The following is a 14,373-nucleotide window of genomic DNA, read 5'->3' on the forward strand; positions in this document are numbered from 1 at the left end:
CGCTTGGCAATCGTTCCGCACGGTCGGCATCCGAATGTTATGGCCAATCCAGGCAAAAGAGCGTGCGGTAGCTGCCAATCAAAGCTCTTTGTTTTTTTTCGGTAACACATTTCGATGCTCGTCGCTTGGTCTCTTAGTCAACAACAACCACGGAAACGACGAGCCGCGGCAAGCTCACTGTTTCCTTTTCAATCAAACCTGCCGCCTTTGGAGAACAGAACGATGTTGAAACGAATTCTATTTGCAGTTGCCCCGCTGATGTTGGTCGCTACTTCCGTGATGGCCGAAGACAACTTGATGTCACGACTGGCCAAGTTGGACGTCAACGACGCCGCCGCCAATGCAGCCGAAGTGGCCGACGCCGATGACTTTGGCCAAGCCGACGTCGATGCACTGCTTGGCGACGACGAAGACAAGAGTAGCGAGGATGCCGTGGCCGCCTGCTTCCGCCGCGTCGGATACGGCTACAACTACTGTCGTTCGTACAACAGCTACAGCAACTACCGGTACCACAACTACTACACCCCCGTGTACCACAGCTACCGCTACTGTGCTCCGACCTATCACTACACACCGGTGACGTACAGCTACTACACACCTGTGTACACCAGCTACTGGGGATGCTGGTAATCAATAAGCATCTCACGATGCTCTACGCCGAACCTGACAACCTGCTTGTCATCAACCAAAGCTTGGCGATCTGCGACTCAACGCGGTCGCCAAGCTTTTTTTGCAAACACGAATCAATCATTTACGAAAGCAAACCGATGAAAAAAATCATTTACGGCGCTGTGCTCGCAGCCGCATTTTGCACGACAATGTCGTGCGTAAAGGCCGACGAAGTCGATTTGGCTCGCGTGTTGGGCCACGGTCAAACCTGTGACCACGTCATCAACTTGGTGATGCGACATGGCATCAATAATCGTGTCGATAACTATTCGGCAGGGATCGTCCACAACGCTGGTTTTGGACCGATGGCGATCTCCAGCACTGACATCGGTGACTTGGAGCTGATGCAAGTCACGTCGATGCCGCATAGCGATCCAGCCTGTGGGCCCAAGTTCGCTGTGGTGCTACGAAACAACAGCACCCGAGAAGTCTGTGGGCCTCGCGTTTCGGCGGTGGCACTGTTGGGTCGCATCCGTTCCACGTCGCCCACGTCGGTGGTAAAGGTCGAAAAAATCTGCGCCGGTCAGTCCATCGAAGTGCACGTGCAATTACCCGTCGAAGCGCTTTCGATGGGGAACCACAACGGCACGCTTGTGGGTTTTCGCCGCTTGTTGGTCGCGGTCGATAGTTTCGATCAGTTCGTGGAAAACAACGAAGCGAACAATATCAAAGTGTTTGACCTCGCTTCGATTCCTATGGCGGCAACGACGGTCACGCCAGCGTTGTCGGTAGAGACATCGGCAGGGCAGCAGTCGGCTTCGGTGTCATCCACGACGCCGACTCCAGCGACGAATGCGATGCCTGCAACTGCCCCGAGCGTCGGTACGGCGCCCGCCGCGGATGAATTGCAGTCGGCCATGCAAAAGCTGAACGCTGCAACTCCTGCTGAGTCAGTCCTCTAGTGCCGAGTCGCCTTTGTATTGGTTGCCGGTTTTGCGTCAGACTGTCGGAAGACATCGGATCGCGGTCAGGAGCGTTCAATGAACGACGTTCGGCTGCGATCCGAAATCCGGCAACGGTTGCAACTGACTTGGGCAATGAAGCTCAAGCCGAACGCTACTTGGGCGACGCTGTCAGTTCAACCAAGTCCTTGGGGCCTTGGTTGCGGTTTGCTTCGATCGCTTTTTGTTCCAGTTCGGCGTCGACCAAATTGTAGAAGACGTCTCGCTGACGCGGCTGGAACCCGAGTTCTTCGATCGCTTCGCGGATTTGATCCAGCGATAGAAAGTGCACCGTACCCGCTTCGGCGACCACGTTTTCTTCGATCATCAAACTGCCCATGTCGTTGGCTCCAAAGAGCATGGCCAACTGCCCCATTTTCAGTCCCTGCGTGACCCAGCTGCTTTGAATGTTGGGGACGTTGTCAAGGAACAGCCGCGAAATCGCTTGCGTCTTCAGATACTCAAACGAGCCCGCAGGAGCCACGTGATCTAGCTCCGTATTGTCTGGTTGGAACGTCCAGCAAATGAAGGCCGTAAAGCCACTTGTTTCATCTTGAAGGTCACGCACACGTTCCAGGTGTTCGATGCGCTCGGCCAAGGTTTCGACGTGGCCAAACATCATCGTCGCGGTGCTGATGCCACCGAGTTGGTGCCAGACACGCATGACGTTCAACCAATCATCCGTCATGACTTTGCCGCGAGTCAGTTCGTTGCGTACGCGGTCGACCAGTATCTCAGCTCCGCCACCTGGAATACTCCCCAGTCCGGCGGCTTTCAAACGCGTCAACACTTCCTTGATCGACAAGTTGTTGACCTTGGTAAAGTGATGCAGCTCAGGCGGGCTGAATCCATGCACATTCACGCTGGGAAACGCCGTCGTGATATCGCTGAGCAGTTCTTCGTACCACTCCAACTTGTACTTGGGGTGCAGTCCGCCCTGCATCAAAATTTGATTGCCGCCTAGTGCGACCGTCTCTTCGACTTTCTTGAGCAACTCGGCTCTGGGCAATACATAACCTTCGTCGCTCTTGGGGCCGCGGTAGAAGGCGCAGAAATTACAGACCGCGGTGCAGATGTTGGTGTAGTTGATGTTTCGATCGACGTTGTATGTCCGGTACGGTTCCGGGTGCATTCGCCGCGAAACCTTATCGGCAGCGGCACCAATCGCGGCCAGATCATGGCTTTGCAAAAGCTGCAGGCCGTCAGCGGCGGAAAGTCGTTCTCCCGCGACGGCTTTGTCGAGAATGTCACGGATCGAAGCGTCGGGGGCGGAAGCAATCATGGTGTGTCTTTGAGTAAATCGATCGTTTTTTTAAAGCGTTGATTTGGGTGTGTCTACCAAACCCAATGCCGTTGCTTTCTCTTGAAACGCTTGCAGCCCCGCTCGTTCGCCGGGCCCCAGATGAAAGTGGAGGTTTTCTACAAAATAACGGTGCAAGTCTTCGTTGGTTAGCCCGTGCGTTGCAGCCTCGCGGCTGGCAATCGTTTCCAACGACCTTAGCCCCTCATCGCGGCTGGCCTGCAAAATCTCTGCCAGTCCTGTGGTGTCCACGCCTGGCCGGGCCACCCACATCGCAAACACAAAAGGAAGCTCCGTCCATCGGCACCAGCGATCGCCTAAATCCCAGATTTCTTCGTACACGCCGTGCTCGGGATGCATCGCACGATCGCCGATCACCAAAATCGCATCGGCATCAACCGTTTCGGGGGTCTGGTCGATCGCTAGCGGAATCGTTTCCGGACTCAGCCCATGCATCTCGCTTAACAAAACGCGTACCATCGCGGCGCTGGTGCGACTGCCTTCGTCCAGTGCCAGTCGCTTGATTTGTTGGATAGGTACGCGGCTTAGCAGCCGGACGCTCCAGACGGGACCGCGGCAACCGATCACTGCGTTCGACACGATTGAATAACCGGTTGCCCGAAAGTACTCGACCGACGGAATCAGCGCGACGTCTAAACGTCCCGCGGCGAGGTCTTGCGCCAGCCGGCTGGGCAAATTCAGCGACAGCTTGCCAATGCCGCTCAAACGTTCGCGCAAACCACAGATCAGCGGCTTGGTGTTCAGATACGATACGGCGCCAATGCGGATCATGTTTCTAGTGACAAAGAAAGAAATCGGGTGCCTGGGTGGCCAAATACGAGTCTGCGATTACTAAGTGTGCGATTACTAAGTGTGCGGTTACTAAGTGTGCGGTTACTGCGGGTACGATCTAGTGCGTGGCAGACGGATGTATATTGTCGCCAGTTTGACGTTCCCGTTTGCAAGCCATCTCGGACCGCCCCGTTCAATTTCCCAAAGAGGAAAGTTCACGAAGAATCCACAGCCGCTGTAAGTCACCAACATGCGGAAAACCGCATTCGGCACGCTTCCTTTACCGCAAAAGACTGGCCCCGCATAACGTTTGCCGAATTTTACACTGCGAAGCGAAAATCGTCGTCGGGGCACTCAACGGTCGTCTCACGACCATTTTTCGGGTCGTGGAAGGTAATTCTGTCAGCGTGAAGCCAGATTCGCTTCGCAGGCTCTTCAATCGAATCGGCGGGTTTCGAGGGAACCGTCGCCGGAAATTCAGCCCCGTACTGGTGATCGCCCACGATCACGTGCCCTCTCTGAGCTGCCTGGATGCGCAATTGGTGCATGCGACCAGTGATCGGGCAAAGTTTCAGCAAGGTGCGGTTGGTTGCAGGATCAAAACCTACGGTCTGAACCTGTGTTTGTGCAAGTTTGGCTCCGTCGGCCGATTCACTGCAGACTTCGCCACGCGGTTGATCTGGAATTTTGCGTAACCAGTCTTTCCAAGTCGATGTGGCGTCGGTCGCGTTGCCGACGACCCAGGCGAGATACGTTTTACGGACTTTGCGAGCCGCAAACTGATCACTTAACAAACGTGCGGCGCGTTTGGTGAGTGCCACCAGGATCACGCCGCTGACGGGACGGTCCAATCGGTGAGGAAACGCGGCATAATTGCTGCGATCGCGGATTTGTTCTCGCAGTCGGCTTTCTAAACTCTCTGCACCGTGGGGCGCTTGAGTCGACAAACCCGCAGGTTTGGAAACCGCAAGAAACGATCCGCCATCATGAAGGATTTTGATCGCGTTCATGATTCAAAATGAGGGAACCGAGGTGCTGCGTTAGCGCATAAAAAAAGCAAGAGATTCCGGCCACGAAAGGTTTGTCGCCGAAGCAACGAACCGTTCACGAATCTCTCGCTGAATATGTTGTAAGGGTTGACAACCATTCGTCAAGAGCGACAAGGCGTTTGCAGAAATAAAATTGAGCGCACGCATCGCGATGCGAAGCCGTTTTTGCGCAACAAATTCGATCAATGGTCGTTAATCCGCGCGAATTCAATCGCTTTGGCTTGTACTGCGCCTCCATCATCAATCAAGATGCGTCGTGATGGCTTCTTCATTCAATCCGCAGCCGAATCATCACTACCATTTCGTCACTGGGCGTTTGGCTGCACCAGCGATGCGCGAGATTGTTTCGGCGCTAGCACAACAACACGGTTTTGCGCACACGATCGGTACGATGCCGATCACAGTCGCCGCGCTGATGACACCGCGGTGGTTGATACGGCAGTTTGCAAAACCGGAGGTCGCGATTCCGGCGGACGCCACGCATGTGATCGTGCCAGGCTACTGCGAAACAGGCATCGGCGAATTGTCTGACGCTCTTGATATTCCCGTGATTTGCGGCCCCAACGATTGCCGTGCGATTAGCGAATGGTTTGGCGGCAAACCGCTGAAGGATGATTTCGGGCAGCACGACATCCAGATCATCGCCGAAATCAATCACGCACCACGGATGACGGTGGAGCAAGTGTTGCAGTACGCCAGCGCATTGAAAAACGACGGCGCCGACGTCATTGATTTTGGTTGCGATCCTGTCGCGCGGTGCGACCGTCTCGGCGAATATGTTGCGGCTTTGACGGACGCAGGACACCGCATTTCGATTGATACGTTCGACCCATGGGAAGCACAGCAAGGTATAGCTGCGGGCGCGTCGTTGGTGTTGTCGGTTAATTCGTCCAACCGCCAACAAGCCGCCGACTGGGGCTGCGAAGTCGTGGTGATCCCGGATAGTCCGGATGATGAAAAAAGTTTGCATGAAACGGTCGAGTTTTTGGCCAGCAAAGACGTCGCGATGCGTTTGGACCCCATTTTGGAACCCATCGGGTCGGGCTTTGCCGCCAGCTTGCAGCGTTACTTGAATTGTCGCAAACGTTATCCCGATGTTGGCATGATGATGGGCATCGGCAACTTGACCGAATTGACGGACGTGGATTCGGCGGGCGTGAACCTGATGTTATTGGGGATCTGTCAAGAATTGGGCATTCATAGCGTGCTGACGACGCAGGTGATCAACTGGGCGCGGACGTCCGTGCGCGAATGCGATGCAGCACGCCGTCTGACGTACTACGCGGTGAAGCACCAGATTCCACCCAAGCGACTTTCGCAAGAATTAGTCATGCTACGTGACGCCAAACTCAGACCCTATTCACCCGCGTTGCTGCAATCGCTTGCCGATTCATTAAAAGACAACAACTATCGCTTGTTTGCGCAAGACGGCGAAGTTCATCTGCTGGCTTCACAGCTTCATCTCAGCGACGCCGATCCGTTCGCATTGTTTGATCGGCTGCTACAAGAAAGCAGCTCCGCCAACGTCGACTCAGGGCATGCATTTTATCTAGGCTACGAAATGGCCAAAGCATCGATCGCTCTCACATTGGGTAAACAGTATGAACAAGATCAAGCACTCGATTGGGGCTTGCTGACCAAGGACGAGGACCTCCACCGAATCAAGCGAAGCAGCCGGCACCGCAACTGAACTCGCCCTTAAAATCAACTCTGCTGACAGTCGCGGCTAGAACAACGCGGCTCTTTTAGCATCTGCACTACACCCGGCTGCTTGAAATGACTCAGCCTGCTAATTTGGCAACTATGAGCCTTCCGACAAACCAGCTTCCCTATGTCCGCGAGCTGCCTGCGAACTTTTCGATCGAAAAAGGGTTCGCGGTTCTCTCACAGCTGCCTGGTTGCATATGGTTTGATTCAGCTTCGCGAAGCATCCCCGGCCGCTCCGGGGATCAGCCGCATTTGGATCGCTATTCGTTCATTACCGCTGACCCCATTCGGCGGCTGGTCGCTTCGATCGGCGATCCGAATCCTTGGCCTCAGTTGCATCAATGGGCCAGCGAATTGCCTAACCAATCACGCAGCGATCTGCCGCCATTCCAAGGTGGTCTCGCGGGGCTGATCGGGTACGAAGCGGGAGCTTGGCTCGAAGACGTCAACATCGCCGCGGACAACGATCTGCCAACCGCAGCCCTGTCGGTTGGTCTCTACGACTGGACCATTGCCGTCGATCACGAACAAGGCAAAGCGAGTTTGATTTGCCAAGGCCTCTGCGTCGACGGCACCACTTCGTTGGATGTCGCTGTCCAACGAGCCGATCAGATCGAGACCCTGTTAAGTGATTGTCGCGAAAGTGAAGGCTCCGACGACGCTAATTCCAAAGCCGTCGATCGATCCACCCTACAAACGCCAGACTACGCCGCCGACACGCCCAGTAATTTCACAAGCGAATCATTTCGCGGTGCCGTGGCTGACATCGTCGGCCGCATTCGCAAAGGAGACTGTTTTCAGGTCAACTTGGCGCAGCGGCTACTGCGCGATGTCGACTGTCCACCTAGCGAACTTTACCAACGTCTGCGAAAAACCAATCCAGCTCCCTTTGGCGGCTACTACGACGGCGGCGATTTTACGGTGCTAAGTAGTTCGCCCGAAGGCTTCCTGAGCGTGCGTGGTTCGTTGGTTGAAACTCGTCCGATCAAAGGCACGATCTCGCGCACGGGCAACGCTCATTTGGACGCCCTGCTTGCAGAACAACTTCGCGATAGCGCCAAAGATCGCGCGGAGAACGTGATGATTGTCGATCTGATGCGCAACGATCTTTCGCGAGTCTGCACCGACGAGAGCGTCACCGTGACTCAGCTTTGCCAAGTCGAACGCTACCAGTATGTGCAGCACCTTGTGTCGGTCGTCCAAGGTTACATACGCGAGGATGCCAGCGTGGTGGATTTGCTAGAAGCGTGTTTTCCAGGTGGCAGCATCACTGGAGCGCCCAAGATCGAAGCGATGCGAGTGATTGCCGAATTGGAACCCAATCCGCGAGGCCCTTATTGTGGTTCGTTGGGGTACATCAGTTGCGGCGGAAATGCGGATTTCAATATCTTGATTCGCACGATTACGGCGACCCAGCACCACTGGCAAATTCCTGTCGGCGGCGGCATCACGGCGCGTAGCATTCCGTCTGCCGAAGAAGCCGAAACGTGGGCGAAGGCCAAAGGCATGCTGCAAGCGATCGCAAACGAAGAATCGCTAAGCTGAGCGGTCGCTATCTGCCGTTTTAACCCATCCACGGCGTGTTCCGGCAAGAATGTGATCCGATTCGTCTGGCCTTCGCCATCACGGACGATGATGTGTTTATCATCCCGAGCTGATTGCTTCTTTTCCGTGACAACGCCGTGCACCCGGCCAAGGGGCTTAGGCGTCAAGGCTTGCCCTGGCAACGAAATCCCAGCAAACCGACCGCAAGGCAGCTCGGGGCTCCGAAATTGGGTGCTTTTCAACCCTAGAGCATTTTGCAAATTGATATAGGTCGATTCTTTTCCCGGCGATAAATTGTGCGCTTCTCGTTCATGGAGGTGCACAGATGAGAGCGTTGAGTATGGATTTGCGGGAACGGATCTTGGCAGCCGTTCACGAAGGTAAGGAGAGCATGCCGAAGATCGCGATCCGGTTTTTGGTGAGTCACAAGATGGTTCAGAAGCTCGAGTATCAATGGCGTGACATGGGGACGCTTGAGCCTCAGACAACACAAGGTTGGGCGGAAACGATTATTGACGGACAAGCAGTGCGAGCGACTTGATAAGTTTGTCCGCGATGATCCAAGCCTAACGCTTGAGCAGCTTCGTACGAAACTGCGTGTGGACTGCTGTTTGAAGACGATCTGGATGGAGCTACGGCGGCAGGGACATACGCATAAAAAGAGACCTTGCATGCCAGCGAGCAAGAGCGAAGTGACGTCAAAGAACGAAGGATAAGCTGGAAAAAGCAGCAAAGTCGACTGGAGATCAGCAAGCTTGTGTTTCTGGACGAGACAGGTGCCAAAACGAACATGACGCGTCGCTATGGCTGGGGCCCAAGTGATGAGCGAGTGATGGATTTAGTTTCGCACGGGCACTGGGAGACGACAACACTGATCCACGCGATTGATTGTCGTGGCAGTCGAGCGTCGACAATCACCAACGGACCGACCAACGCGTGGGTCTTCGAAGCCTATGTGGACTGGTTGTTGGCTCCCGCTCTGCGTCCCGGCGATATCCTGATCATGGACAATCTGTCGAGTCACAAAGGCGGGGCCGTGCTCGAGAAGATTCGCGCAACGGGTGCGGAAGTTCAATTCTTGCCACCCTACTCACCGGACCTCAATCCCATCGAGCAGATCTTCTCCAAGATCAAAGCTCATCTACGTCGTCTAGCTGTTCGCACCGAACGCAAACTTTACAACGCAATCGGTAAAGCGATCGACACAGTTACACCTGCTGATTGCCTCAATTGGTTTCGCAACTCAGGCTACATCGCACAGAAAAAGTAAAAATGCTCTAGTAGCCGGTTTACTTGTCGGAGAGAACGCTCGGCGTGTAGCGATCCGTAGCTTACGGAGCATTCAAAAAGGCGGTTTGACCATCGTTGCTTTGTCGCTCGACCGCGGGGAAACCGGACGATCGTCGATCGGTTTTTCGCTTTGTGTTCAACCGGCACCACGCCCCGTCGTTGGTGCTGCCCTGGATGGTTTTAACTCCACGTTCCCGGCATTCTTTACTGATCCATGCTAACTGTCTCCTGGTTTCCATCACGACCAAGTTGGCAGAGTGCGAGTCCAGCAAAAGATCCGCATGCGATCGCTTGGTCACGAACGTCTCAAGTCAATGTTTGCGATTCTGGGGAGTGCAGAGGGAGCAAGCCGTGTTGAACTTGCCCAGGTCCATCGAAAGGATCATCATAGAGGTGTAAGAAGTTGGAATGTCTGACTGTGACGTCTCAGGGAAACGATCACGGCTCGGTCAGTAGGGAAATCCAGCCGACTTGCCTCAAGCCACACGCTTCATAGATTGTTTACGCGACCGAAACACGCACCGGGCACAATCTGCGCAAATGCAACTTATCGCGGTTTTACTCGCCTGCATCGGCTTTGGTCTTTACGCGATCATCAAGCGCACACTGCCAATAGGGCCGCGTCGAAAAGTTATTGACGCGCCAGCCAGTTGGGCTGGCGTTACGCTAGTCATCTTGCCATTTGCTGCTGCTAGCGTCTTTTTTGCATGGAGATGGGTTGCAAGGACATATTATTCAAGCTCTCACTTAGCCGACCAATGGTCGGTTTTAGGGCCTGCGATCATTCTTTTTCTCTCGATCGCTGGTTGCCTATCCATTGCGAAACGTTGGTCTGTTCCAAAGCACTACGATGGAACGTGGATAGCCTACACACCCTACCAATCGAAAGAACGGTCTCCTGATTTCTCAATGCTTGAAGCTTCAACTGACATGACTGACCAAGTCTCGGAAGGTGGATAGCCAATTTGATACGCCGACGCCAGGAATGCATGCAATTTGAATTAAAAGATCGACCGTGCGGACTCGGTGAACCCTGCCGTTTTCCGGATGAATTCCACGAGGTGCATCGCGCTTTTACGTTTTGCAATCCACTATCCGGCGACGCATAAATTCTTGATGTGATTCTGATTCAGTCGCCTTTCGCATTCTTTTTGCTTTGGGTCTTGTACCTCTGTCGCAAGCTACGGCGACACTGCCCTGGATGCCAGCGTGCAACATCGCTGATTCAATCCCCCTTCAGCAAAACGAAGCGTCAGTGGACTCAGGGCGGATATCGTTGCCCAAATTGCAGTTGCGAGCTCAACATGGAGGGTGAGGTTGTCGCGTACAGTTCAGAGTCAGCGAAACCACGATTCGCAGCCGGTTGGATGATGATGTGCGTTACGCTTGCGATCCTAGGGGCCGTCCCCGGGATCGGGCTCATGTGGTTCTTGCTCCGCCGCTAAACAAACTGGCCGGGGCATCGATTTGCTTCTGCCCGCTACAATCGCGGATAGCCAGTGTGATGCACCGCAGTCCGGCTTGCCTGCGTTGTGAATTGGAAGATCGACCATCCGGATTCGGTGATCGCTGGGGTACGTCGATAAGCATGCCCGAAATCAATGCATAATGAAACGCTCTACGATGCTTGTCGCTACCTCGGCATCGATCCTCGGCTTCGCCTTGGTTCGTGGCTTCGTTTTGCTGGACTTCTATGGAGCGATTTTATTTTCGTTTTTCGGGATGGTAAGCGCGCTGGCGGTTGCTTGCTCAGTTCGTGCTCTGTCCGAAGGCAAGCGTCTATCCGCGTGTATTTGTGGACTGCTGGCTGTGCTGACGCTTGCTCCCGTTGCGTTTCCTAAAGCTTGCTTTGCCGATTATCCATTCATGGCTACAATGGCCGACATTCAACGGCGAGTTCGATCGATCCAACGCGAACTCAATACGGATCCCGAGTTGTCGGGCGTAGACCTTGAGTTCATGGCACCATCGGGAACCAAGCAGAAATGGGTTCAGGCAACTGGATCGGTGGAAACGAAACACGCGTTTGAACGCCTGAAGTCGAATCTGGAGCGGCTTGAATTTCTGATACGCTACAATCTTCTCGTCGGTGGCGAAAAGATTGAAGCCGACCAGCCATGACGACGAACCCTGACATGGCCAGAGTGCGCGATCCGGGGCTTTGCAATCGGTACATTAACCGCGCTTGCTCGATCATGTCCAACATTTTCGGGCGGCGTACGAAAACGTCGACTTTGCAGCATGCTAAACGAACACGACTATATCGAGGCCATCACAAGCGGCGATGACGCTCGATTGGCGCAGCTACTTCGCTCTTGCAACGGCGACGAACCGCTTGTCGCGTTGATCGCGGCCAGACGGCCAACCAACCACTCGATTGGTTTCGGCATGACTCTTTTGCAGCTCGCATCGATCAGAGAGCGCAAACCCGGGCACCCGTCAAAGTTGTTGATTGATCACGGTGCCAAAGTCGATTTGCATTCAGCCTGTGGGTTGGGCATGACCGAACGCATTCAATACCTTTTGCGCGACCGCCCTGTGGGGGTGAGTGATCAAGTTGATACCTACTTTCCGATCCAGTTTGCGATCACCGCTGGGCGACCCGAAGTGATTCAATTCCTGGTGGAACACGGCGATGACGTGAACCGCAACTTTAAAAAGGTCGCGTATTTCGGCTGGGAAGATGACGCGATCGGCCAGGACTATCTCCCTTGGAATCCCATCCATATGGCATCGCTTTGGGGATTTAACAAGGAGCGTGTGCCGGTAGCTCAAGCACTCGCTGCAGCTGGGGCTAACCTGAACGCAGTCTCTCCTTTGGACGGATTCAGGCCAATTCACCTCGTCGCGATGTCCAGTCGCATTGAAATGATAGAATTCTTTGTGTCCGAAGGTGTCGAAGTTGATAGCCGAACCGAGGCATGTGCTGTGATCAACTTGCCGAACGAAAAAGGGCCCGTGCAGGGCTACGAATGTACTTCGCTGATGGTCGCTGCTGCAGAAGGCTTTCTTGAAGCAACCGCATGTTTGCTTGACTTGGGGGCTGACCCACTGGCTGTTAACAGCGAAGGGGATACCGCGCTGGATTTTGCTCAGCGGCGTTTTTGGGATGGTCAGCCGTATGACGGTGTCATTGATTTGTTAAAAAAGAGGTAGCCTACCGCCTGAAGGAAGAGACCGGCGAACGATTGCATGCACCGAACCGCGCGATCAAGATTTTGGGAATCTGCACAGCAACTTCGCGAGTTATCTGACTAAGAGTGCTGCCGTGAAAATGTTCTATGTGCCGCTTTTAGCGGAAGGAGGAATCCGAGATGACGACCACGAAAACGCATGACGATCGAATCGCCAAAATGACATTTGCCTCCGTCTATCCACATTACATCGCGAAAGTCGAAAAGAAGGGACGGACCCAAGAGGAACTTCACCAAGTCATTGAATGGCTGACTGGATTCGACATCAGGAAATTGCAGAAGCTTATTGATAGTGAGGCAACGTTTGAGCAATTCTTCGCTGCGGCAACGATCAATCCTAATGCAACCCTGATTACTGGGACAATTTGCGGATACCGTATCGAGGAGATAGAGACTCCGTTGACCCGACAGACCCGATACATGGACAAACTTGTCGACGAGCTTGCCAAGGGTCGGAAGATGGACAAAATCCTCCGAACCGCGTAACGGAAAAATCCTCGAATATTGAGCGCGTGAAGCGGTGTGGCGAATCACGCAAAATTAAATCAACGTCAGCCGTCGCCGCGCGGCTGCGCCCAACGTTACTCCAACGAGACCAGAGCCATGCGAATCAGCCCTGCTTCAAGTCGATGCCTGCTGTTTGGAATCTCATTATTGATCACGACGCCTGGGTTTTCACAGAGCTCATCGGAGGACGCCTCATCGAGATTGGTTGTGACGGTTGCCGAGTACCGAACTGAGCTCAATCCGCCGCCCAATGCCTCGTCCACCGTCATACTTGGCCTACTTCTTCAAGGAGATGCAAAGCCCGTCAGAACGATCCGGGTACCAACACTCACTGATTGCCCAGCCATTTTTCGCGCTGGTGAGCGTGTTGGTTTTCCAAATCCGGCGTCGGGCAAGGACGGTGATTTAGCATTCGTAGAAGTGGGGACGACGATGCAGTTCACCACGCAACGTAAATCGTCTGATATCCTCATGCAGCTGGACTATACGACCGCGAGCTTAGCGGACAAATGCAAAGTTGGAGCCCAGCCATCGGTTAGGAATGTGACTGCCCAGGGCACTTATTCGTTCAAACTTGGCGAGCCTGTTCTTGTTGCAAGTCTGACCGCTACCGACGGTTTCTATTTGATCGCTACCGTGACTGAACCGGCTCCATGGTCGGAGCCAAACGACTAGGCATCACTTCGCATCAAGTGGTCGAAGACGCGTCTGTGTGCGTGCGAATAAGAGTGGGCCTATGGCGTGCAGTGAAACACAGCATGGGAAGTTAGCAAATAGAAGCCACCTAAGCCGTGCTCAGTGACGCCGGTCGTTCTGCTATTCAAGGATTGCTCTTCGCCACATGAGAATTCGCCGCCGAGCCAGTTTGCCGTTCTTGTTCGGGATTCAGACGCTGCTGGCGCTGATTGCGTTCTCTGCATTCATGATGTGGTTCGGCGCATTCGGAGCGTTGATTGCGATCGCGAGTGTTGCTGTGCATTACAGCGTGTTGTCATTTGCTTCGGTCTTTCTGGCACGCTCAGGTGGCATGGCCGATCCTTCACGCTATTGCGATTGGCAATTCGTAGCCCCGGACGATGGCACCGTGCTTCGTGTTGTTGTCACAACCTTTCTTGTTTTTCACTACGTCTGGCAGTTGTTCTGGCTGATAGTGATGCTGCCGGCAGGTTTCCCCGCGATTTGGCACAGTCGTTCACTAGGGCCGCTTTCGTTGGCGCACGTCGAACACCTTTGCTTGGCCGCGTTTTCGTTGCTGCTTGTTACGTCTTTACTTTCGCGTGCGTATGCAGGAGCACGCTTTTCGCGCCGAATTTGCATCGAGACATCGACACTGCTAACCTTCTTGCTTGCGTCCCACTTTGCCATACCGCCGTAGTAAA

General features: G+C 54.1%; 13 protein-coding genes. 10 read left to right on the forward strand and 3 right to left on the reverse strand.

All coding sequences use genetic code 11. The features are described 5' to 3' along the window. Positions 1-222 precede the first annotated feature (222 nt). Complete coding sequence (locus tag K239x_RS06120; protein WP_145416905.1) at positions 223-630, forward strand: hypothetical protein; 408 nt, start codon at positions 223-225, stop codon at positions 628-630. 137 nt (positions 631-767) lie between these two features. Further along, the gene (locus K239x_RS06125; protein ID WP_145416906.1) at positions 768-1,571 is read left to right on the forward strand and encodes a hypothetical protein; all 804 of its coding nucleotides are present in this window, start codon (positions 768-770) and stop codon (positions 1,569-1,571) included. A 154-nt stretch (positions 1,572-1,725) separates the two neighbouring features. Here the strand turns inward: K239x_RS06125 and mqnC are convergent, their stop codons facing one another. From mqnC to K239x_RS06140, 3 genes are all read right to left on the reverse strand, one after another. Then, positions 1,726-2,892, reverse strand: coding sequence for a cyclic dehypoxanthinyl futalosine synthase (gene mqnC / locus K239x_RS06130; protein ID WP_145416907.1), 1,167 nt, complete (start codon positions 2,890-2,892; stop codon positions 1,726-1,728). A gap of 30 nt (positions 2,893-2,922) precedes the next feature. Further along, positions 2,923-3,702, reverse strand: coding sequence for a menaquinone biosynthetic enzyme MqnA/MqnD family protein (locus tag K239x_RS06135; RefSeq protein WP_145416908.1), 780 nt, complete (start codon positions 3,700-3,702; stop codon positions 2,923-2,925). A 320-nt stretch (positions 3,703-4,022) separates the two neighbouring features. Next, entirely contained in the window at positions 4,023-4,712 is a 690-nt protein-coding gene (locus K239x_RS06140) for an RluA family pseudouridine synthase (protein WP_145416909.1), read from the reverse strand. 298 nt (positions 4,713-5,010) lie between these two features. Here K239x_RS06140 and K239x_RS06145 point away from each other — a divergent pair, with 298 nt between their 5' ends. The 8 genes from K239x_RS06145 (at position 5,011) to K239x_RS06175 (ending at position 14,369) form a co-directional block, all read left to right on the forward strand. Beyond that, the gene (locus K239x_RS06145; RefSeq protein WP_145416910.1) at positions 5,011-6,441 is read left to right on the forward strand and encodes a DUF6513 domain-containing protein; all 1,431 of its coding nucleotides are present in this window, start codon (positions 5,011-5,013) and stop codon (positions 6,439-6,441) included. 113 nt (positions 6,442-6,554) lie between these two features. Next, positions 6,555-8,003, forward strand: a complete 1,449-nt coding sequence (locus K239x_RS06150) for an anthranilate synthase component I family protein (RefSeq protein ID WP_145416911.1) — start codon at positions 6,555-6,557, stop codon at positions 8,001-8,003. A 667-nt stretch (positions 8,004-8,670) separates the two neighbouring features. Next, positions 8,671-9,273 carry an IS630 family transposase gene (locus K239x_RS06155; RefSeq protein ID WP_145416912.1) on the forward strand — a complete coding sequence of 201 codons (603 nt, stop codon included), beginning with the start codon at positions 8,671-8,673 and terminating at the stop codon, positions 9,271-9,273. 1,628 nt (positions 9,274-10,901) lie between these two features. Next, positions 10,902-11,414 carry a hypothetical protein gene (locus K239x_RS06160; protein ID WP_145416913.1) on the forward strand — a complete coding sequence of 171 codons (513 nt, stop codon included), beginning with the start codon at positions 10,902-10,904 and terminating at the stop codon, positions 11,412-11,414. 378 nt (positions 11,415-11,792) lie between these two features. Then, entirely contained in the window at positions 11,793-12,449 is a 657-nt protein-coding gene (locus tag K239x_RS06165) for an ankyrin repeat domain-containing protein (protein ID WP_419189732.1), read from the forward strand. Positions 12,450-12,607: 158 nt separating this feature from the next. Beyond that, positions 12,608-12,973 carry a DUF2200 domain-containing protein gene (locus tag K239x_RS06170; protein WP_145416915.1) on the forward strand — a complete coding sequence of 122 codons (366 nt, stop codon included), beginning with the start codon at positions 12,608-12,610 and terminating at the stop codon, positions 12,971-12,973. A gap of 117 nt (positions 12,974-13,090) precedes the next feature. Then, complete coding sequence (locus tag K239x_RS28300; protein ID WP_419189733.1) at positions 13,091-13,669, forward strand: hypothetical protein; 579 nt, start codon at positions 13,091-13,093, stop codon at positions 13,667-13,669. 166 nt (positions 13,670-13,835) lie between these two features. After that, positions 13,836-14,369: a hypothetical protein gene (locus tag K239x_RS06175; RefSeq protein ID WP_145416916.1), complete on the forward strand. Its 534-nt coding sequence runs from the start codon at positions 13,836-13,838 to the stop codon at positions 14,367-14,369. The last annotated feature ends 4 nt before the right edge of the window (positions 14,370-14,373 follow it).

The sequence above is a fragment of the Stieleria marina genome, from assembly GCA_007741555.1.
Classification (GTDB): domain Bacteria; phylum Planctomycetota; class Planctomycetia; order Pirellulales; family Pirellulaceae; genus K23-9.